Source organism: Mucilaginibacter sp. 14171R-50 (assembly GCF_010093045.1).
Classification (GTDB): Bacteria; Bacteroidota; Bacteroidia; order Sphingobacteriales; family Sphingobacteriaceae; genus Mucilaginibacter.
On sequence record NZ_CP048115.1, the window covers coordinates 2,074,474 to 2,095,055 of the forward strand.

17 protein-coding genes are annotated in these 20,582 nt (G+C 47.7%); 12 read left to right on the forward strand and 5 right to left on the reverse strand.

Features of this window, described 5'->3' with window-relative positions; translation table 11 throughout:
• Positions 1 to 33: 33 nt before the first annotated feature.
• From atpF to atpG, 4 genes are all read left to right on the forward strand, one after another.
• Positions 34 to 528 (forward strand): F0F1 ATP synthase subunit B, encoded by a 495-nt coding sequence (gene atpF / locus GWR56_RS09530; protein WP_162430889.1) that lies wholly within the window; start codon positions 34 to 36, stop codon positions 526 to 528.
• Between the two features lie 73 nt (positions 529 to 601).
• Entirely contained in the window at positions 602 to 1,150 is a 549-nt protein-coding gene (atpH, locus tag GWR56_RS09535; protein ID WP_162430891.1) for an ATP synthase F1 subunit delta, read from the forward strand.
• 33 nt (positions 1,151 to 1,183) lie between these two features.
• Positions 1,184 to 2,758, forward strand: coding sequence for a F0F1 ATP synthase subunit alpha (atpA, locus tag GWR56_RS09540; protein ID WP_162430893.1), 1,575 nt, complete (start codon positions 1,184 to 1,186; stop codon positions 2,756 to 2,758).
• 132 nt (positions 2,759 to 2,890) lie between these two features.
• The gene (gene atpG / locus GWR56_RS09545) at positions 2,891 to 3,796 is read left to right on the forward strand and encodes an ATP synthase F1 subunit gamma (RefSeq protein WP_162430895.1); all 906 of its coding nucleotides are present in this window, start codon (positions 2,891 to 2,893) and stop codon (positions 3,794 to 3,796) included.
• Between the two features lie 193 nt (positions 3,797 to 3,989).
• Here the strand turns inward: atpG and GWR56_RS09550 are convergent, their stop codons facing one another.
• On the reverse strand, positions 3,990 to 4,655 hold the full coding sequence (locus tag GWR56_RS09550; RefSeq protein ID WP_162430897.1) for a basic secretory protein-like protein: 666 nt from the start codon (positions 4,653 to 4,655) through the stop codon (positions 3,990 to 3,992).
• A gap of 63 nt (positions 4,656 to 4,718) precedes the next feature.
• On the reverse strand, positions 4,719 to 5,162 hold the full coding sequence (locus GWR56_RS09555; RefSeq protein ID WP_162430899.1) for an SRPBCC domain-containing protein: 444 nt from the start codon (positions 5,160 to 5,162) through the stop codon (positions 4,719 to 4,721).
• 277 nt (positions 5,163 to 5,439) lie between these two features.
• Here GWR56_RS09555 and GWR56_RS09560 point away from each other — a divergent pair, with 277 nt between their 5' ends.
• The 6 genes from GWR56_RS09560 to GWR56_RS09585 all read left to right on the forward strand — a co-directional run bounded on the left by GWR56_RS09560 (position 5,440) and on the right by GWR56_RS09585 (position 13,059).
• Positions 5,440 to 5,943 (forward strand): MarR family winged helix-turn-helix transcriptional regulator, encoded by a 504-nt coding sequence (locus tag GWR56_RS09560; RefSeq protein WP_162430901.1) that lies wholly within the window; start codon positions 5,440 to 5,442, stop codon positions 5,941 to 5,943.
• Positions 5,930 to 7,489, forward strand: a complete 1,560-nt coding sequence (gene hutH / locus GWR56_RS09565; RefSeq protein WP_162430903.1) for a histidine ammonia-lyase — start codon at positions 5,930 to 5,932, stop codon at positions 7,487 to 7,489. The genes GWR56_RS09560 and hutH overlap by 14 nt, the downstream gene beginning before the upstream one ends.
• Positions 7,467 to 9,140, forward strand: a complete 1,674-nt coding sequence (gene hutU / locus GWR56_RS09570) for a urocanate hydratase (RefSeq protein WP_162430905.1) — start codon at positions 7,467 to 7,469, stop codon at positions 9,138 to 9,140. Before hutH ends, hutU begins: the two co-directional genes overlap by 23 nt.
• 164 nt (positions 9,141 to 9,304) lie before the next feature.
• Positions 9,305 to 10,531 (forward strand): imidazolonepropionase, encoded by a 1,227-nt coding sequence (gene hutI, locus GWR56_RS09575; protein WP_162430907.1) that lies wholly within the window; start codon positions 9,305 to 9,307, stop codon positions 10,529 to 10,531.
• Positions 10,532 to 10,555: 24 nt separating this feature from the next.
• The gene (ftcD, locus tag GWR56_RS09580; RefSeq protein ID WP_162430909.1) at positions 10,556 to 12,244 is read left to right on the forward strand and encodes a glutamate formimidoyltransferase; all 1,689 of its coding nucleotides are present in this window, start codon (positions 10,556 to 10,558) and stop codon (positions 12,242 to 12,244) included.
• Between the two features lie 200 nt (positions 12,245 to 12,444).
• Positions 12,445 to 13,059, forward strand: a complete 615-nt coding sequence (locus GWR56_RS09585) for a DUF4142 domain-containing protein (RefSeq protein WP_162430911.1) — start codon at positions 12,445 to 12,447, stop codon at positions 13,057 to 13,059.
• 93 nt (positions 13,060 to 13,152) lie between these two features.
• Here GWR56_RS09585 and nagB read toward each other — a convergent pair whose 3' ends face one another.
• From nagB to GWR56_RS09600, 3 genes are all read right to left on the reverse strand, one after another.
• Entirely contained in the window at positions 13,153 to 15,072 is a 1,920-nt protein-coding gene (gene nagB, locus GWR56_RS09590; protein WP_162430913.1) for a glucosamine-6-phosphate deaminase, read from the reverse strand.
• A gap of 218 nt (positions 15,073 to 15,290) precedes the next feature.
• Entirely contained in the window at positions 15,291 to 16,448 is a 1,158-nt protein-coding gene (locus tag GWR56_RS09595; protein ID WP_162430915.1) for a PLP-dependent aspartate aminotransferase family protein, read from the reverse strand.
• A 3-nt stretch (positions 16,449 to 16,451) separates the two neighbouring features.
• Positions 16,452 to 17,795, reverse strand: a complete 1,344-nt coding sequence (locus GWR56_RS09600) for an APC family permease (RefSeq protein WP_162430917.1) — start codon at positions 17,793 to 17,795, stop codon at positions 16,452 to 16,454.
• Between the two features lie 109 nt (positions 17,796 to 17,904).
• On the opposite strand from GWR56_RS09600, the gene GWR56_RS09605 reads away from it, so the two are divergent.
• Both GWR56_RS09605 and GWR56_RS09610 read left to right on the forward strand, forming a co-directional pair.
• Positions 17,905 to 18,573, forward strand: a complete 669-nt coding sequence (locus GWR56_RS09605) for a hypothetical protein (RefSeq protein WP_162430919.1) — start codon at positions 17,905 to 17,907, stop codon at positions 18,571 to 18,573.
• A 108-nt stretch (positions 18,574 to 18,681) separates the two neighbouring features.
• Positions 18,682 to 20,577: a DNA topoisomerase IV subunit B gene (locus GWR56_RS09610; RefSeq protein WP_162430921.1), complete on the forward strand. Its 1,896-nt coding sequence runs from the start codon at positions 18,682 to 18,684 to the stop codon at positions 20,575 to 20,577.
• The last annotated feature ends 5 nt before the right edge of the window (positions 20,578 to 20,582 follow it).

Genomic DNA, 20,582 nt, shown 5'->3' on the forward strand with positions numbered 1-20,582 from the left:
AATGATTTTTAAAATATATATCAACATATAATAATGAATCCATTAGTTACCCCCGATATTGGTTTAGTGTTCTGGACAACGGTATCATTTGTGGTATTGTTTTTTTTACTGGCCAAATTTGCCTGGAAACCTATTATGGGTGCCCTTAACGATCGTGAGCGCTTTATAGAAGATTCGCTGTCGAAAGCCGAGGCTGCTAAAGAAGAAATGAGTCGCCTAACCAGCGAGAACGAAGCGTTATTAAAACAAGCCCGTATAGAGCGCGACGCGATATTGCAGGAAGCTAAAAAGGTGAAAGACCAGATCATCAGCGATGCTAAGGATGCCGCACACAAAGAAGGTGCCCGCCAGATAGAGCTTGCCCGTATCGAGATAAACAACCAGAAAGCCATTGCTATGGCCGACGTTAAAAACCAGGTTGCGGCCTTGTCGTTAGAGATAGCCGAAAAGGTTTTACGCAAACAACTGGAAGACCAGGAAAAACAAGATGAACTGGTTGCCGACCTGTTAAAGGAAGTGAAATTATAGAAATGAGATTTAGATAGCAGATCTGAGACTTTTTTCTCACATCTTATATCTCACATCTCACATCTCAAAAGATATGTCAGAAATAACAGTAGCAATAAGATACGCGAAAGCATTGATTGACCTTGCGCAAGAGCAAAACAGCCTTGAAGCTGTTAAGAATGATATGGAGCTTTTTCTGAGAACGGTTAAGGCCAGTTCAGAATTGGGCGCTGTTTTGGCTAACCCGATCATATCGCACAGCAAAAAGGTACATATTCTGGCCGATGTTTTTGGCGCCAGCGTTAGTAAAGTAACCCTCGCGTTTTTAAATATCATGGTGAATAAAGGCCGTGGCGAAGTTTTGTTCACTACCGCACAGGAGTTTATTGGCTTGTATGATATCAAAAATCATATTACCAATGCCAGGGTGGTTACAGCATCACCTTTATCTGCCGAAAACAAAAAGAAAATGCTTGATAATGTGCAGAAGGCAATTGGCGGTACTGTTAAGCTTAAGGATAAGGTTGACCCATCGTTAATTGGTGGCTTTGTACTAACCGTTGGCGACAGGCAGGTGGATACCAGCATTGCCAGCAGCTTAAAGCGGATGAAAAAGGAATTTGCGCAAGTTGCGATCAAATAATATTAAATTAAAACTCTAAAATAAATTCAAAAAATGGTAGAGGTAAGACCAGACGAAGTATCAGCAATTTTGCGTCAGCAATTGGCCGGCTTTAAGTCAGAATCTGAATTAGAAGAAGTGGGTACCGTGCTCCAGGTGGGTGATGGTATTGCACGCGTTTACGGATTAACTAAAGTACAATCAGGTGAGCTGGTTGAATTTGATAACGGTTTACAAGGTATCGTACTGAACCTTGAAGAAGATAACGTAGGTGTGGTATTGTTAGGTAAATCTGACGATATTAAAGAAGGTGATAACGTAAAGCGTACCAACCGTATCGCATCAATTAACGTAGGCGAAGGCATGCTTGGCCGTGTTGTTGATACTTTGGGTAACCCAATTGACGGTAAAGGCCCGATAGTAGGTGAGACCTACGAAATGCCTTTGGAGCGTAAAGCACCTGGTGTTATTTACCGCCAGCCGGTAACCGAGCCATTGCAAACAGGTATTAAAGCTATCGACGCGATGATCCCTATCGGCCGTGGCCAGCGTGAGTTGGTTATTGGTGACCGCCAAACCGGTAAAACCGCTGTTTGTATCGATACCATCATCAATCAAAAAGAGTTTTATGATGCAGGCCAGCCTGTAACATGTATATATGTAGCGTGCGGCCAAAAGGCCTCTACCGTGGCAAACATTGTACGCACACTGGAAGAGAACGGCGCTATGCCATACTCAATAGTTGTTGCGGCCAATGCTTCTGACTCTGCTACCATGCAGTTCTTCTCGCCGTTTGCAGGTGCTGCAATTGGCGAATACTTCCGCGATACCGGCCGCCCGGCTCTGATCATTTATGATGATCTTTCTAAACAGGCTGTTGCTTACCGCGAAGTATCGTTATTATTACGCCGCCCGCCGGGCCGCGAGGCTTACCCTGGTGACGTGTTTTACCTGCACAGCCGTTTATTGGAGCGTGCTGCTAAGGTTAACAGCAATGACAACATCGCGCAGCAAATGAACGATTTGCCGGAGTCTATCAGACACATCGTAAAAGGTGGTGGTTCGTTAACGGCGTTGCCTATCATCGAAACACAGGCAGGTGACGTATCAGCGTATATCCCAACCAACGTGATCTCGATCACCGATGGCCAGATATTCCTGGAGTCGAACTTGTTCCTTGCAGGTATACGCCCGGCCATTAACGTTGGTATCTCGGTATCACGTGTGGGTGGTAACGCGCAGATCAAATCAATGAAGAAGGTTGCCGGTACACTTAAGCTTGACCAGGCACAATATCGCGAGCTTGAGGCGTTCTCGAAATTTGGATCGGACCTGGATGCATCAACCAAAAGCGTAATTGATAAAGGTGCCCGTAACGTTGAAATATTAAAGCAAGGCCAGTACTCGCCGGTAACGGTTGAAAAACAGGTAGCTATTATTTACCTGGGTACTAAAAACCTGATGCGTAACGTACCGGTGAACAAGATAAAAGAGTTTGAAGTAGAATATACCAACCAGTTAGAGCAACGCCACCCCGAAGTGCTGGCTGCACTTAAGGCAGGTAAATTTGACGACCAGTTAACCGGCGTGCTGGAAACAGTAGCTAAAGAACTGGCAGGTAAGTACTAATTTTTAGATATGAGATATGAGATGTGAGTATTGAGACAGATACTCACGTCTTATAGATAAAAATAAACGAGATCAGATTGAAGGAATGAGTTAAATCTCAAATCTCAAATCTCAAATCTCAAATCTCAAAAGATGGCTAATTTAAAAGAAGTAAGAAACAGGATAGCATCCGTAAACTCAACGCAGCAGATAACCAAAGCCATGAAAATGGTTTCGGCGGCTAAGCTGAGAAGGGCTACTGATGCCATTGTACAATTACGCCCCTATGCTAACAAGTTGAAAGACCTGTTGGCTAACTTATCGGCAAGCCTTGAGGATGGCGCCTCGCCATTTTTACAGCAGCGCGAACCGGTACGTGTGCTGGTTGTAGTTGTATCATCAAATCGTGGTTTGGCAGGCGCTTTTAATACCAACGTAATAAAGGCGGCCAATAACCTGATAGCCGAAAAATACAGCAAGCAGTTAAGCGCGGGCAACGTATCAATTGTTGCTATTGGTAAAAAAAGCCAGGAATATTACCAACGCCGTAAATACAATGTTATAGGCAACAATAACGACCTGTACCTTGACCTTAACTTCATAAACGCTTCTAAAATTACCGAAAGCATAATGCAGGGCTTTATCAATGGCGATTACGACCGAGTTGAACTGGTGTATAACCATTTCCGTAATGCTGCCGTGCAGTACCTGATAACCGAACAGTTATTACCGGTGCCAAGGTCAGAAGCCACGCCTAAGGAAGCCTTTAAAACCAAAGGTGAGGTGGTTGAAACTCAGGTTGACTACATACTGGAGCCATCGCAGGAAGAAATTGTAGAACAGCTGATCCCTAAGAATATTAAGATACAGTTATACCGTGCAGTGTTGGATTCGAACGCATCTGAACATGGCGCACGTATGACCGCCATGGACAAAGCGACCGAAAACGCAGGCGACCTGTTGAAAGCCCTTAAGCTTTCGTACAACCAGGCACGCCAGGCAGCAATCACTACCGAGCTTACCGAGATCGTAAGTGGTGCGGCAGCATTAGGCGGTTGATAATTATCATCAAACCATAACAAGAAAGGCTTTCCAATTTGGAAAGCCTTTCTTATTTCTATATTCTCAGTAGCGGCACCACAATTTACCCACCTCGTTATTGCGAGCTATAGCGTGGCTATCTTCAACATGCAGGTCGCCGACTTTTCTATCGAAGATTGCCACGTCGCTACGCTCCTCGCAATTACGTTTATTATATAGCCGGGTTTGCCGAATAATCTTTCCAGAGCTCATCTACACTTTTTCCCGTCAATTTGTTCCATGAGGCAGCGGTGTAAGTGCGGTCGCGCATTTGACTGTCCAGCTTTTTAACCGTTCCTTTTTTAACTTTTGTTTCAACCCAAACCAAAAAGCGCGCGGTAACGCGGTAGGCGTTGTCATAATTTTGGGTCGGCTTATAATCGGGCAGTTTCCAGTTAGCCGCCGGGTTGGCTACGCCGTGCTCGTTACGCACATAATCGGCAATACCTTCGGTTAGCCAGCCCGGTCCGTCAAAGTCGCCATAATCCTGCGCAATGTGCATTACCTCGTGGGTAACCACATCAATATCATTAGGGTGCTTGGTCATGTAAGCAACGCTGAAAACAACGCGGCCGTTATCGGTAGCAGCAACACCATGGTATGCCGTATCTATAAAAAAGTTTACAGTTTTCAGGCTCTTTTTGTTATACTCTTTAACAATTTTTGGGTAAACGGTAAAAAAAGTGCTGATGAGCTTTTGTTTAATGGTATCATCAAAGTGTTCGTCGTTACCCGAGACGATCAGGGTATAACCCTCCCTTTTTATCGTATCAATGCGCGCGGCAAAGCCTGTGCCGCATATCAGCGTTGTTAATAGTAGTACTGCTAATTTTTTCATAAGGCAAAAATAGTGTAAAAGCACAAACGCATGCCATAACACCGTAAAAAGCCTGATACAATGCTATTCTTCTGCAATCAGTTTCAAAGCCTCCAACGCTTTTGGCCAGGCCGCAGCCAAATAATCCATAATGCCCTTGTCCATGTTCATCCCGGTCAGGTTAATTACCAGTAAGGTTTTATCGCCTTCGGGGGTTAAGGTGTAGTTTTCAAAAGCGCCGGCAATCTTTCTGGCGTTTTCGCTGGTAAAATCTTCGATGCCATTTACCAGTTCGCCCAGCATTTTGAACGACATATATTCATAAGGGATACAGCGGGCTATAACGGCTATCATACCCCGGTCCTCACGGTCGGTAAATAATACTTTGCTGCCCTCCTGCCAATCGGTAACAGCTTTAGATCCCTCGCAAAAAGGGGCTGTCCATTGCGTGTAAGTGGTTTCGCCCCAAAGTGTTTCCCAAACCTTTTTTCGCGGCGCATTAATGCTGATGCTATATTGCTCTTTCATGTTCTGTAAGTTAATAATACAAAGATGAGCGGTGCCTGCTAAAAACGGCGGGTGCAATCACGACAAGTTAAGAGGGGAATTGGGACAAGAAGGTAAATTTACTCGCCCCGCGGCACTACATGCGCCACCCTCTCTGCCGCGCAAAGAGGTGGGAAGGCAAAAAGCCCTCTTTACGAAGTAGAGAGGGTGGTCGGGCGAAGCGATGACCGGGTGAGTAAAATAAACGCTTTGTTAAAAAAATACTTGTATTTATATAAGCGCTTATATAAATTGCATTATGAATTTGTATCAAAGTTTAGGATACCTGGTTTTGGGGAGTCGCTTGAGGCGAATGAGCGAAACCTTTCTTGGCGAGATAAACCGCATTTACCAGAATGAGGGCATTGAGTTTGACGCCAGTTGGTTCCCGGTATTCTACCTGCTCTCTAAAAACGATTCGCTTTCAATAAAAGAACTAAGCGAACAAACGGAAGTATCGCACCCTGCAGCCAGCCAGTTGATAACCAACCTAAAAAACCGCAAACTGGTAGAAACTACGGTTTGCGCCGATGATGGCCGCAGGCAACTGGTGCAGTTTACAGATAAGGGGCGTAGCCTGCTGAAACAAATACTACCGATATGGGATGCCATAGGCACAAGTATGCAGGAACTCGCTGATGGCGATGCGATCAGCGCCCAGATATTACCGGCCATATCGGCATTGGAAGACACTTTCCGCAAATTTAATCTTGCCGGTAAGGTTGGCGAAAAACTAAACCTGATACCTGATGAAAAAATTTAATTATGGTATTGATCACCTCACGATAGGTACTTGCCTGGATATTGCGGCAGGCAAGGTAAAAGGAGTAGTAAATACCGCCGCTGCCGGGCACATCAACGCTTCGTGGAAAGAAGTAGAGAAGATAGTGCACGCCCACCTCCCGGTATACGGCATCAATACCGGCTTTGGCCCGCTTTGCGATACCAGGATATCTGAAGAAGATACCAGCCTGCTGCAAAGTAATATCCTTAAGAGCCACAGCGTAGGTGTAGGCAAACCTATTCCGCAGGAAATTGCCAAGCTGATGATGATCACCAAGGTACATGCATTGGCGCAGGGATATTCGGGCATTGCCCCGCAAACTTTGGAAAGAATAATATGGCATATTGATAATGATGTGATCCCGGTTGTGCCGGAGAAAGGCTCGGTTGGCGCATCCGGCGACCTGGCGCCGCTATCGCATCTGTTTTTGCCGCTGATCGGTTTAGGATATGTGAACGCAGGCGATCAAAAGCTTCCAGCAGGAGATGTTCTGAAACAGTATAACTTACAGCCGTTAACATTAGGCCCTAAAGAAGGGCTTGCCCTTATCAACGGTACCCAATTCATTTTGTCCTTTGCTATTAAAGCCGTAGAACGCTTAAACAATATACTGAATAACGCCGACCTGATCGGTGCTATGTCGCTCGAAGGCCTTATGGGCTCAGCAAAGCCGTTTGATGCGAGGCTCCATACCATTCGCCCGTATAAGGGCACAAAGCTTGTGGCAAAACGATTGGCTGCGCTGCTGCAAGATTCGGCAATTGGCAGTTCACACATAGATTGCGATAGGGTGCAGGACCCATATTCGTTGCGCTGTATGCCGCAGGTGCATGGCGCATCGCGCAACGCCTGGCTGCATTTAAAAGAGCTTACCGAAATTGAACTCAACTCCGTTACAGATAACCCTGTTATTTTTAATGCCGATGATACCATCAGCGGAGGCAATTTTCACGGGCAGCCCCTGGCCTTGCCTTTAGATTATGCTACCGTTGCAGCTGCCGAACTGGGTAACATTGCCGACCGCCGCTGCTACCTGATGAGCGAAGGGCGCTATGGCTTGCCAAAATTACTGACCGAACACGCGGGATTAAATTCCGGCCTGATGATACCGCAATATACCACCGCGGCACTGGTTACCGAAAATAAAACCCTTTGTTTCCCGGCAAGCGCCGATAGTGTGCCTACCTCGCTGGGCCAGGAAGACCATGTTTCCATGGGCTCTGTCAGCGGGCGCAAACTGCACATGGTACTTGATAATATCGAGTATATACAGGCTGTAGAGTTACTGTATGCTTCGCAGGCTTTGGAGTTTCGCAGGCCTTTGCAAAGCACACCGGTGATAGAGAGCCTGCACCAGTTAGTTAGGCAGCATGTGCCTTTTATAAAAGAGGACAGAATATTTGCAGATGATATAAACGCCCTGCATCAATTAATTACAAGCGGCCAATTCCAGTCGGTAGCGATGAAAGCCGCCCAACAGCATAATATTAACATTACTGACCATGACCAGTTCGGAATTTATTAATACCTACGCCAAGCACCCGGTGTATTACGCGCCGGTTGGCGACCAACTGCACGCAAAAAGCTGGCAGACCGAAGCACCCCTGCGTATGCTGCTGAATAATCTTAACGGGCAGGTTGCCGAAAACCCGGACGAACTGGTGGTATACGGCGGCATTGGCCAGGCCGCCCGTAACCCCGAATCTTTAAGAAAAATAGTTGAGCTTTTGCTGGAATTAGACGACGACCATTCCTTATTGGTGCAATCGGGCAAACCGGTAGGGATCATCCGCAGCCATCCACAAGCGCCAAGGGTTTTGATAGCCAACAGCAACCTGGTACCCGCATGGGCCACCTGGGAGCATTTTAACAAGCTGCGTGCCGATGGCCTGATGATGTACGGACAGATGACTGCCGGCAGTTGGATATATATCGGTACGCAAGGTATTTTGCAAGGCACATACGAGACCTTTGTAGAGGCAGGTCGCCAACATTTTAATGGTAACTTAACTGGAAAACTGATCGTCAGTGCCGGTATTGGCGGTATGGGCGGCGCGCAGCCGCTGGCCGCAACAATGGCAGGCGCGGTATTTTTAGGGGCTGATGTAGATGAAACGCGTATTCAGAAACGTATCGATAGTAAGTATATCGACAGGCTGACACACTCATACGACGAAGCGATAAGTTGGGTGCAGGATGCCATGGCTAAAGGCGAAACACTATCGGTTGGTTTGGTTAGCGATGCCGGCGATATGCTGCAAAGATTGATCGCCGATGGCATTGTGCCCGATATGGTCACCGACCAAACCTCGGCTCATGACCCATTGAATGGTTATGTACCTAACGGTTTAACGCTTGATAAGGCCCTCGATCTGCGCAAGGCCGACCCTGAACAATACAAACGCTTGTCGCTTAAAAGTATGGCTCGGCATGTTGGTTTTATGCTGGAATTGCAGAAACGCGGTTCGGTAACATTTGATTATGGCAACAACCTGCGCGAATTTGCCAAACAGGGCGGCGAACAAAATGCGTACGATTTCCCCGGCTTTACCCCGGCATTTATCCGCCCTTTGTTTTGCGAGGGCAAAGGTCCGTTCAGGTGGGTAGCCCTCTCCGGCGACCCTGAAGATATTTATACAACCGATAGGGCCCTTATGGAGGCCTTCCCCGAAAATAAGCCCTTAATAAACTGGCTGCAGAAAGCGCAAAAGCAGATAACCTTCCAGGGCCTGCCAGCACGTATTTGTTGGCTGGGTATGGGCGAACGCGAAAAGGCGGGCCTGATATTCAACGAATCGGTGGCAAGCGGTAAGGTAAAAGCGCCGATCGTAATAGGTCGCGACCATCTGGACTGCGGCTCGGTAGCGTCGCCCAACCGCGAGACAGAGTCCATGAAGGATGGCTCGGACGCCGTATCCGACTGGCCGCTATTAAACCTGATGGCGAATACGTCAGGTGGCGCCACATGGGTATCGTTCCACCACGGTGGTGGGGTAGGGATGGGCTACTCGCAGCATGCGGGCATGGTGGTAGTTGCCGATGGCACCGAACGTGCTGCAACGTGCCTTAAACGTGTACTGTATAACGACCCTGCGATGGGTATCTTCCGTCATGCGGATGCCGGGTACGATAAAGCGCAGGATTGGGCCGATAGATTTGGGTTAAAGGTGTGGTAGGTGATGGGTCATTGAGTCATTAAGTCATTGATTTTGTGCAATAACCAATACGTCATTGCGAGGTACGAAGCAATCTCTCGATAGAACGGCGAACAAGCAAAGCGCACATGCAAGTCAGGAAATTGCTACGCTCCTCGCAATGACGCGTGGAAATAACAAGTAACATGAAAAAACTAATAGGTCCGTTTACCCAGATACTCCCTTTAACAGGGCTGCCCTTAAAAGGCATGCTTAAGGATGAGCAATTGCACATTATCCCCGACGGAGGTGTGCTGGTGGAGGGTGGACTGATCTTAGCCATTGGTGACTTTAACGAATTGCGGAAAGCCGCCCCATCCGCGCAAATAGAAGAAATTACCGGGCAAAACGTTTTGCTGCCCGGGTTTATTGATTGCCATACGCATATCTGTTTCGCAGGAAACCGTGCTAAAGACTACGCCATGCGCATCGCGGGCAAAACCTACCTGGAGATTGCCAAAGCAGGCGGCGGCATCTGGGATACTGTTACCCAAACGCGGGCGGCGGATGAAGCTTCGTTGGTAGCGTTGCTGTTGCAAAGGGCTAACCGCCATCTGGCTGAGGGGGTAACCACCATTGAGGTAAAAAGCGGGTACGGATTAAGTTTGGATGAAGAGCTAAAACAGCTGCGTGCTATTAAAGCGGCATCAGCACAAACAAAGGCCAAACTGATACCTACCTGCCTTGCCGCGCACATGGTGCCGAAAGATTTTATAGGATCGCAAGCGGAGTATTTGCAGCACGTAGTGAATCACCTGTTGCCCATCATCAAGCAGGAAAACCTATCCAATCGCGTAGATATATTTATTGAACAAAGCGCCATTAATACAGAAAATGCTTTGATATATTTAAACAAAGCCAAACAAATGGGCTTTGATATTACCGTACATGCCGACCAGTTCACTACGGGCGGTAGCGCTGTTGCTGTACAGACAGACGCGCTTTCTGCCGATCACCTGGAAGCCAGCGGCGATCATGAAATTAAACTATTAGCTGACTCGGATATAGTTGCTGTTACGTTGCCCGGGGCGTCAATGGGGTTGGGTATGCCATACGCCCCCGCACGTAAATTATTAAACGCGGGTGCCTGCCTGGCTATTGCCAGCGACTGGAACCCAGGCTCGGCGCCAATGGGCGACCTGCTGATGCAAGCTGCGGTAATGAGCGCCGCCGAAAAGCTATCTGCTGCCGAAGTTTTTGCGGGTTTAACCTTCCGCGCCGCAGCAGCATTAAAAATCGAAGGTGGTATATTAGCGCCGGGCTTGCCTGCCGATATGCAGGCCTACCCATGTGCCGACTACCGCGAAATATTATATTACCAGGGAAAATTGAAGCCGGGGATCGTCTGGGCAAAAGGAGGGTCTCATGTCTAAAATCTCATATCTCAAATCTAAGAAATGAACCAATTAATTGAATGCGTACCAAATTTTAGCGAAGGTGTAAACCTGGCAATCATTAAACAAATAACCGACGAGGTAGAATCTGTGGAAGGCGTACGCCTGCTGAATGTTGACCCGGGAAAGGCAACCAATCGTACGGTGGTAACTTTTGTAGGCGAGCCGCAACAGGTAGTACAGGCAGCCTTTCTGGCCATAAAAAAGGCCGGCGAACTCATAGATATGAGCAGGCACAAGGGCGAGCATCCGCGCATGGGCGCTACCGATGTTTGCCCGTTGATACCCATCGCCAATATCACGATGGAAGAAACCGCCGGATACGCAAAACAACTGGCAAAGCGTGTGGGCGAGGAGTTAGCTATACCGGTGTATTTGTACCAGCATGCGCAGGCTGATAAAACCCGCGATAACCTGTCGGTGATCAGGGCAGGTGAGTACGAAGGCTTTTTCAAAAAGATAAAAGAACCAAAATGGAAACCCGACTATGGTCCGGCAGAGATGGACACTAAACGGGGTGCTACCGTTATCGGCGCACGCGATTTTCTGATCGCTTATAACATCAACCTAAACACTACATCAACCCGCAGGGCAAATGCCATTGCTTTTGATGTGCGCGAGGCTGGCCGCGTAATGCGCGAGGGCGACCCGGTTACAGGCAAAATTATCACTGATGAGAACGGAAAACTAAGATCGATACCCGGTACTTTAAAAAGTGTAAAGGCCATTGGTTGGTATATCGAGGAATACGGCGTTGCCCAGATATCGATGAACCTGACGAATATTGAGGTTACACCGATACATGTGGCCTTTGACGAGGTTTGCAGGAAAGCGGCTGATCGTGGTATCCGGGTAACGGGCAGCGAATTGGTTGGCCTGATACCGCTCAAAGCCATGCTGGATGCAGGGAAATATTTCCTGCGGAAACAACAACGCTCTGTCGGGGTGAGCGAGAAAGAGCTGATCAAGATAGCCATTAAATCGATGGGACTGGACGAGCTTGGGCCGTTTAACCCCGATGAGCGTATCATCGAATACCTGCTCAAAGATGCCGCCGCGGGCAAACTGGTAAGCATGACCCTAAGCGATTTCGCCGACGAAACCGCGAGCGAAAGCCCGGCCCCTGGTGGCGGCTCGATATCGGCCTATATGGGCGCGTTGGGGGCGTCATTGGCTACGATGGTGGCTAACCTGTCGTCGCATAAAAAAGGATGGGACAGCCGTTGGGAAGAGTTTAGCAGCCGGGCGGAGCAGGGGCAGAAATTTAAAGACCAACTGCTGGGCCTGGTTGATGAAGACACTGCGGCTTTCAACAAAATTATGGAGGCCTTTGGCCTGCCGAAAGGAAACGAAGAGGAAAAGGCAGCCCGCGATCAAGCTATACAAGACGCTACCAGATACGCTATCGAAATCCCATTTAAGGTTATGCAAACGAGTTTTGAAAGCTTAACGCTGATAAAGGCGATGGTAGAAACAGGCAACCCGAATTCGATAACAGATGCGGGTGTGGCGGCGCTTTGTGCGCGGTCGGCAGTGATGGGTGCTTTCATGAATGTGAAGATCAACGCTTCGGGTTATAAGGACGGGGCTTTCGTAGAGGATATACTAACACGCGGCGAAGATATAGAACAAAAAACCATCGCCGCCGAGGCAGAGATTATTGCACTGGTAAATAGCAAAATAAAACTGTAGAGAAGCGATACTTTGCAAATAAGCGGAGGTAAAACGGAGGCGTAAAGGATGGTGTCTTTCGCAAAAAATATATCAACGCGCATAGCCGGCACAGGGCAATCTGTTTAGAAGTGTTTACGCCAGGCAAAACCTCCTGCTTTAAGCGTTCTTGTGGCATAATTATTGGTTAATTTTTTTAACACAAATTAACATTCAATACTATGAAAAACATATCAAAATTTCTTTCAGTGATAGCAATGGGTGCTGCCCTGGCATCCTGCAGCGGCAATGGCAGCAAAGGAACCGCCGATACCGATAGTGCAGCCATGTATAACAGCAGCAGTACCGATGCCGCCATCGATAGTAACGAAAAGGCGCTTAAAGCTCAAGACTCGACAGAGGTGCTTGATGATACCAAATTCGCGGTAATGGCAGCCAACGGCGGCATGATGGAAGTGCAGTTAGGGAAACTGGCGTTAAGCAAGGGCTCATCACCAAAAGTGCTTGAGTTTGCTAAAATGATGGTTGACGACCATTCGAAAGCCAACAAAGAACTGATGGGCATTGCCGGTACCAAAACCATTACCCTGCCGGCCATTTTGGATAACAAAACCCAGAAGGATTATGACGATATGGCCAAGCTTAACAAAGCGGAGTTTGATAAAGCTTATACAGATTATATGGTGAAAGACCATAAAGAAGACATTGAGGAATTTCAAAAAGAGGCTGACAAAGGCAAGGATGCCGAGTTAAAGGCATTTGCTGCAAAAACTGTCCCCGTTTTGAAACACCATTTAGAAATGGCACAACAGGCTAACGATGCGGTAAAGAAATAAGCGTTACCACCATAACACATAAAAAGAAAGGGCTGCAATTGCGGCCCTTTCTTTTTATCCATGCTTCTCTAAACGAGGCTGATTATTCTATTTTTAAAAGTGATATCTGACAAAAGCTTCCATAGCAGCATATTCAGCCATGCCGAGCCTGTCATAGTTCTGTGCGGTTTCGCGGTTCCGGTCCTCGGCCCGTACCCAAAACTCGCGTGCATCATCACCGGGGAAAACCGGCCTGTCCTTTTGCGACTGATGTTTAAAGATGGCGTTACGCTTGCGCAAAACCTCGGCGGGCGACAAAGGCACCGCCATTTCGATCTCATGTGTCGGGAACTCCTGCCATGCGCCCCGGTACATCCAAACCCAGCAATCCTTTACCCAGGCTTCGGTTTTACGCAGGCGTCGTAAGGATTCCATCACGATGTTAAAGCAAACCACGTGAGTACCGTGCGGGTCGGCAAAATCGCCGGCGGTGAACACCTGCTGGGGTTTCACCTTTTGAAGCAGTTCCATCGTTAGCCTGATATCCTCCTCGCCAACCGAATTTTTTTGCGTTTTGCCGGTTTCATAAAAAGGCAGCGCCTGAAAGTGGATATTACTGTCGGGCAGGCCCGCGAAGCGCGCCCCCGAGATAGCCTCGGTTTTGCGGATAAAGCCCTTAACGTCGCGGATCTCGGGAGTATCCACCTGGTTAGGTAACTTTTTATCGATGAACGCCCGCATGTCATCATATATACGCTGCAGCTGGGCGGTATCCTCGCCTATACTGTGTTTAAAATCAATAGCGAACTCCATATACCGCAGCACATCATCATCCCAGACAGCAGTGTTGCCCGATGTTTGGTAAGCCACATGCACATCGTGGCCCTGATCGACCAGGCGGATGAAGGTACCGCCCATGGATATCACATCATCATCAGGATGCGGCGAAAAGATAACAGAGCGCTTGCGGGCCGGCTCGGCACGCTCAGGGCGCTGGCTGTCGTCGGCCCCCGGCTTACCGCCCGGCCAGCCGGTTATGGTATGCTGCAGGCGGTTAAATATATCAATGTTGATCTGGTATACCGGGCCCCGCTCTACAGCCAGTTGTGCCATACCATTGCTGTTATAATCTTCTTCAGTAAGCTTTAGTATAGGTTTACCTACCGCCTGGGACAGCCAGATCACCGCTTTTTTGATCAGCCGCTCATCCCAGGCACAATCCTTAACCAGCCAGGGCGTATCAAACCGGGTAAGGTCTGATGCCGCATCCGCATCCAGTACAAATTCTACATTATCTGATAACTGCAGGAAGGTGGCCGGCACTTCGCCCGAGATCTCCCCCTCTACCGCCTTACGCACAATGGGCGCTTTTTTGGCGCTCCAGGCCATCAGGATAATTTCCCGGGCCTTAAATATGGTGCCCACGCCCATGGTGATGGCTTTGGCAGGCACATTTTGCTTACCGCCAAAATCGCGGGAGGCATCACGGCGGGTAAGGTCATCCAGAGTAACCAGCCGGGTGCCCGAGTTTGGGGCCGAGCCCGGCTCATTGAACCCGATGTGGCCGGTACGGCCTATACCCAGCAGCTGCAGGTCCAGCCCGCCAAGCTCCTCGATCAGCCTTTCGTATTCCAGGCAAAAAGCGGCCACCTTATCTGCGGGGAGGGTACCGTCGGGGATGTGCACGTTAGCCCGTTCAATATCCACATGGTCAAACAAATTCTCGTTCATGAAGGTAACGTAGCTTTGCACGGCATCGGGCTTCATGGGGTAGTACTCATCCAGGTTAAAGGTGATAACGTTCTTAAACGAAAGCCCTTCCTGCTGATGCAGCCTCACCAACTCGGCATACACTTTTATAGGGGTGACCCCCGTTGCCAGGCCAAGCACGGCCTGCTGCCCTGCAGCCTCTTTTTTACGGATAAGACCGGCAATGCGTTTTGCAACAGCTACCGATGCCGCGTTCTGGTCAGCGTACACCGTTACCGGCAGTTTCTCGTAACGGGTCTCTTCTAATAAATTTAATCTTGCCATAATGGGGTTTATATATTGCTATTCGGTTTATCTGAATTAAAATCGGCGCAAAAAAAATCCCCACCGAAGCGAGGATTTCAACCAATTAACTATAAAATTAATCCCTCCAGCAGGGACATCAAGTATGCATATTTTAATGATCTGTTATTCATCATTAATGCAAACTTAATAAACATAAATGTAATAATCAAAATACTTTTTAAAAAAATTTAAAAAGATTAGATTTTCAGGGCTTGCCCAATATCGTTGATGATATAATCAGGCTCCTCTAAACCAATATACATGCGTATCAGTTGATGACGTGGATTTATTTCCTGATAATCAGCTTTTTGCATGCCTGCTAACGAGGGGATTACCAGGCTTTCGTGTCCGCCCCATGAAACCGCCATCAGGATGTGCTTCAAATTATTGCAAAAAGCCTCAATTTTCTCGAGCGATGAATTTTTTAGTGTAAAACTAAACAGCCCCCCGCATCCCTGCATTTGCCGGCGGGCAAGGTCCGCCTGTGCAAATTCATCATCAAACGGCCATAATACTTTATCAATTTGCGGCTGCTGCCTTAGCCACGCAATAACTTTTTTTGTCGTCTCGAAACTGCGCTGCAGGCGCAGGGGCAAAGTACGCATGCCGCGTATGAGCAGCCACGCAGAATGCGGCGATAACGACGGCCCGATATTCATAAACTCATGCGAAAAAATCTCCCGTATAAGCGTTTTGCTGCCGGTAAGTACACCTGCAACCACATCAGAGTGCCCGCCGAGATATTTGGTTGCCGATTGCGCCACGAGATCGATACCCAATTTAACAGGCTGTTGGTAAATGGGGGTGCAATAGCTGTTATCTGTCATGGTAATGATGCCGCGCGGCCTGGCCATCGCGGCAACTGCTTCCAGGTCCTGTAGTTCGTAGCTAAAGGTACTTGGGCTTTCCAGGTAGATAAGCCGGGTATTTGCGCGGATGGCGTTCTCTATATTTTCTACCCTGGTGCCGTCAACAAAGGTGCAGGTTATGCCAAACTTCGCCAGGAAGTCGTTAAATAATCTGATGGTCCAACTGTAAGGGTTGTCTACGGTAACTACATGGTCGCCCTGTTTAAGCAGGGCAAGTATTGGGACAGTGATGGCAGCAATACCGCTGCTGAAAACCAGCGCATCTTCGGCGCCATCCAACGCGGCCAGTTTTTGACGCAGGATATTCAGCGTAGGGTTGTTTCCGCGCGAATAAAGCAGGGCATCAAACTCGTTGCTCAGCGCGTTGCGAAAATCACTGACGGTTTTAAAGGCGAAGTTGCTGGTTTGCACAATTGGCGGCGATACAGCGTTGAAATAACCATCGCGCTCTTCGCCAAGTTCGTTTAATATATACGATATATCCATGGGTCAATTATCAGGCAGTAAGGGTTTTTGCTTATGGGTGCTTAAGTAATAAACGGCCAACCCCAGCGCATATGCCGCCAGGCACCAAAATGCCGCAAACGGATTTTCTTTAAAGGTGATGAAAATGTTGATGGTAACAAACCAGTAAGCCAAAATGAACACGGCCGGTATAAGCGGGAACCATTTGATAACGTAAATATCTTTTGTATTGAGGTGTTTTGTTTTTTTACGCAGGATAAAAATAGTTAACGCGCAAAGCGAAAGGCCGATGGTATCAAAAAACATCACGTATTTAAGCATTTCGCTGAAGGACCCTACAAAGAAAAGAATAACCAGGGCTGCCGCCACAAAAAAAGACATTCCGAACTCCTGTACCTGGGTTTTTGAGTTTACCTTTTTAAAAATAGCAGGGAGCATGCCATCTTCGGCCATAGCATAATATACCCTGGGATTGGCAAGTATGTTCACATTTACATACGCCAATACCGATACAAACATCAGTATCGAGGTGATCTTGTAACCGGTAGTGCCAAATATTACCCCGGCCAGCTTTGCTGCCAGTGTATGGGTTTGCTGCAAACCGCCAATGCCCAGCACCGCATAATAAACATAATTGATGGCCAGGTATAAAGCTATTACCGTACCTATCCCAAAGAAGATGGCTTTTGGTATATTGCTTTTAGCGTTGATAATATCGCCCCCAAAATTAATGGTTTGCTGGTAGCCCCCGTAGGTAAAAAAAACCGCCACCAGGCTTAACCCGAATGCGGTTATAACATTGCCGGTATGCGGCGCTATAGCAATCATGGTAGTAGGTTGGGCATCGGTTTTAAAAACGGCCAGGCAAAGCACCAATATAGCCGCTACTTTAAAAATGGTTAAAACGTTTTGGGCGCGGGCGCTTAGTTTAATGCCTAAAAAGTTAATAACATATAGCAGCAGTACCGTGAAAATGGTAGTAAGCTTTGTACCGGTGGGGTTTTGCAGGCTATGAGGTAATAAAATGGGGTTGATGTATTCGGCCCCAAGCAACGCTACCGCAGCTACCGACGAGGCATTGCTGATAACCAGCACCCAGTTGATCATGAACGCAAAGGCCGGGTGATAACAATACGAAAAAACTTTATAGAAGCCGCCTGTTGTGGGGTATCGCGCGCCTATTTCGGCAAAGGTTAACGCCCCGCAAAGTGTAACTATACCGCCGAATACCCATGCGCTAAAAAACACCGGCGCGCTGCCGGCTTTAACGGCAACATCACTCGGGCTGCCAAAAATACCCATCCCTATCACCAGGCTGATAACGATCATGCTGAGGTCGAAGCGATTGAGACGAGGTTGAATGCTCATTATTATCCAAACGTTTATTTTTTAAATTTATATTTTAATTTAATTTTGTTTAATCCCGAAATCATTTAAATTCGTTTGTTGGTGTTTTACCTAATTAACTGGTCCTATTTTGAAGCAATTTAAACAAATATTACTTACGGGGATATTGTTGTTTTGTTTTGCGCCTGCTTTGGTTGTTAAGGCGCAGCAGCGGCCTGTTAAATCAAACAAGGCAGTTAACAGGCCTGCGCCTAAACCGGTTATGAGCGCCCAACTGAAAAACTTTCAGAAACTTGCGTCGCAGGCCAATGTCAGTTTTTCGTTTCCAAATGGTTTCAGGGAAACAACCGCGCCAAACAACGAGGATTTTTCTTTCGACTATGCCATGGAGTTGCCAGGCAAGGATTTCGAGATATGGTTTCAGGTAAAGTCACAGAAAGAGAATTACGCCAGCTACCTGAGGTCGATAAATGATAAAAGTACCAGGCAGGCCAACCCGGATTCGTTATACCTGGGCATGGGTACAGCGCATGCGTTGGCTTTTACAGGCGAACATCATTTTTTTACCCGTACTATACCACCCGCTTACCTTGCCAGGTATAATGCCGACGCGGGCAAAACCTACCTGCTTAACCTGCTTGACCTGCCGGTAACCAAACACTATAAATACGCCCTGCTGATAACATTGCAAAAAGACCATATCGGCACTATCCTGGCGGTTTGTTTTGCAAACGAAAAAGGCCCGGATTTTTTTAAAAGCATCGACAAAGCCCGAAACTGCATTAGGTTTAATCCATAAATGGTTGGTAAATGTTAATAAGTTAGCGCATTTAAACGTTAATTTAAGTGCCATAAATTTATTTTTGCATCCGGGGCATATCAGCACCAAAAACACTTGATCTAAAACATGGCAGAAACAGTAAATTATGATGATGACAGTATCCGGTCGTTAGACTGGAAGGAACACATCCGCTTAAGGCCGGGAATGTACATTGGTAAACTGGGCGATGGCTCGGCTTACGACGATGGTGTGTACGTATTGCTTAAAGAGATCATTGATAACTCCATTGATGAATTTGTGATGGGCGCCGGCCGTACCATCGAAGTAAATATGAGCGATCATAAGGTATCCGTACGCGATTATGGCCGCGGTATCCCCTTGGGGAAGGTTATTGATTGCGTATCAAAAATAAATACCGGAGGTAAGTACGATAGCAAGGCCTTCCAGAAATCGGTGGGGTTAAATGGTGTGGGTACCAAGGCGGTTAACGCCTTATCAAACTCCTTCACCGTGCAAAGCTACCGCGACGGCCGCACCAAGATAGCTGAATTTGAAAAAGGCGAGCTGATACGCGACGAACCCGAGAAAGAGACTTCGCAGCGCAACGGTACGGCCATAAGCTTTATCCCCGACGATACCATTTTCAGGCATTACCGATTTATACCCGAATTTGTTGAGAACATGATATGGAACTATGTGTTCCTGAATGCGGGCTTGACGCTGAATTTTAACGGGCAAAAATACCTGTCAGAACGGGGCCTTTACGACTTGCTGGTACGCAACGCCGATGCCGAGAACCTGCGGTATCCTATCATTCATCTTAAAGGGGATGATATTGAAATTGCTATGACGCATGGGCAGTCGTACGGCGAAGAATACTACTCGTTTGTGAACGGCCAGCACACCACGCAGGGTGGTACCCACCAGGCTGCTTTTCGCGAAGCGGTAGTGAAAACCATCCGCGAGTTTTATAAAAAGGAGTTTGACGCGGCCGATGTAAGGGCATCTATTGTTGCGGCAATAGCGGTAAAAGTGCAGGAGCCGGTGTTCGAATCGCAAACCAAAACCAAGCTGGGCTCGCAAAATATTGGGCCGGATGGTCCGTCGGTACGTGGTTTTGTAAACGATTTTCTGAAAAAAGAACTGGATAACTACCTGCACAAAAACCCGGCAACGGCCGATGCCCTGCTGAAACGGATATTACAATCTGAACGTGAGCGTAAGGATATCGCCGGCATAAAAAAGCTTGCCAACGACCGCGCCAAAAAAGCATCGCTGCATAACCGTAAGCTGCGCGACTGCAAGCTGCATTTTGATGATAACCACGAACGCAGGCAGGAAACAACCCTGTTCATCACCGAGGGCGACTCGGCAAGCGGTAGTATCACCAAATCGCGCGATGTGCAAACGCAGGCGGTGTTCAGCTTAAAGGGTAAGCCGCTAAACTGTTTCGGCCTTACCAAAAAGGTAGTTTACGAGAACGAAGAATTTAACCTGCTACAGCACGCGCTGAATATTGAGGATGGTATAGATGGCCTGCGGTACAACAATATTGTAATAGCTACCGACGCCGATGTGGATGGCATGCACATCCGCCTGCTGCTGATGACCTTCTTTTTACAGTTCTTCCCCGACCTGGTAAAGGCAGGGCATGTATCTATCCTGCAAACACCGCTGTTTAGGGTGCGCAATAAAAAGCAAACCATATACTGCTACAGCGACGAGGAACGCCGCAACGCCATTGCCAGCCTGGGTGTTAAGCCCGAGATAACCCGCTTTAAAGGGTTAGGCGAGATATCGCCGGATGAGTTTGGCTTGTTTATCGGCAAGGATATCAGGCTGGACCCGGTGTTTCTGAAAGGGGATAACATAAAAGCCCTGCTTGAATATTTTATGGGTAAAAACACGCCTATACGCCAGCAGCATATTGTGAACAATCTTCGCGTTGAGAAAGACGACGAAAGTGTAAACCCTACCATTACCGAAAGTTTGGACGAGATTGAATTGCCTGTAGCGGTATAGCGGTT

Bases quoted from the DNA above. Each gene is read 5' to 3' on its own strand.
- GWR56_RS09600 (WP_162430917.1), bottom strand. From the start codon at position 17,795: ATGAGCATTCAACCTCGTCTCAATCGCTTCGACCTCAGCATGATCGTT.
- GWR56_RS09555 (WP_162430899.1), bottom strand. From the start codon at position 5,162: ATGAAAGAGCAATATAGCATCAGCATTAATGCGCCGCGAAAAAAGGTT.
- nagB (WP_162430913.1), bottom strand. From the start codon at position 15,072: ATGGCAAGATTAAATTTATTAGAAGAGACCCGTTACGAGAAACTGCCG.
- GWR56_RS09595 (WP_162430915.1), bottom strand. From the start codon at position 16,448: ATGGATATATCGTATATATTAAACGAACTTGGCGAAGAGCGCGATGGT.
- atpG (WP_162430895.1), top strand. From the start codon at position 2,891: ATGGCTAATTTAAAAGAAGTAAGAAACAGGATAGCATCCGTAAACTCA.
- ftcD (WP_162430909.1), top strand. From the start codon at position 10,556: ATGAACCAATTAATTGAATGCGTACCAAATTTTAGCGAAGGTGTAAAC.
- atpF (WP_162430889.1), top strand. From the start codon at position 34: ATGAATCCATTAGTTACCCCCGATATTGGTTTAGTGTTCTGGACAACG.
- atpA (WP_162430893.1), top strand. From the start codon at position 1,184: ATGGTAGAGGTAAGACCAGACGAAGTATCAGCAATTTTGCGTCAGCAA.
- hutI (WP_162430907.1), top strand. From the start codon at position 9,305: ATGAAAAAACTAATAGGTCCGTTTACCCAGATACTCCCTTTAACAGGG.
- GWR56_RS09610 (WP_162430921.1), top strand. From the start codon at position 18,682: ATGGCAGAAACAGTAAATTATGATGATGACAGTATCCGGTCGTTAGAC.
- GWR56_RS09550 (WP_162430897.1), bottom strand. From the start codon at position 4,655: ATGAAAAAATTAGCAGTACTACTATTAACAACGCTGATATGCGGCACA.
- GWR56_RS09560 (WP_162430901.1), top strand. From the start codon at position 5,440: ATGAATTTGTATCAAAGTTTAGGATACCTGGTTTTGGGGAGTCGCTTG.
- hutU (WP_162430905.1), top strand. From the start codon at position 7,467: ATGACCAGTTCGGAATTTATTAATACCTACGCCAAGCACCCGGTGTAT.
- hutH (WP_162430903.1), top strand. From the start codon at position 5,930: ATGAAAAAATTTAATTATGGTATTGATCACCTCACGATAGGTACTTGC.
- atpH (WP_162430891.1), top strand. From the start codon at position 602: ATGTCAGAAATAACAGTAGCAATAAGATACGCGAAAGCATTGATTGAC.
- GWR56_RS09585 (WP_162430911.1), top strand. From the start codon at position 12,445: ATGAAAAACATATCAAAATTTCTTTCAGTGATAGCAATGGGTGCTGCC.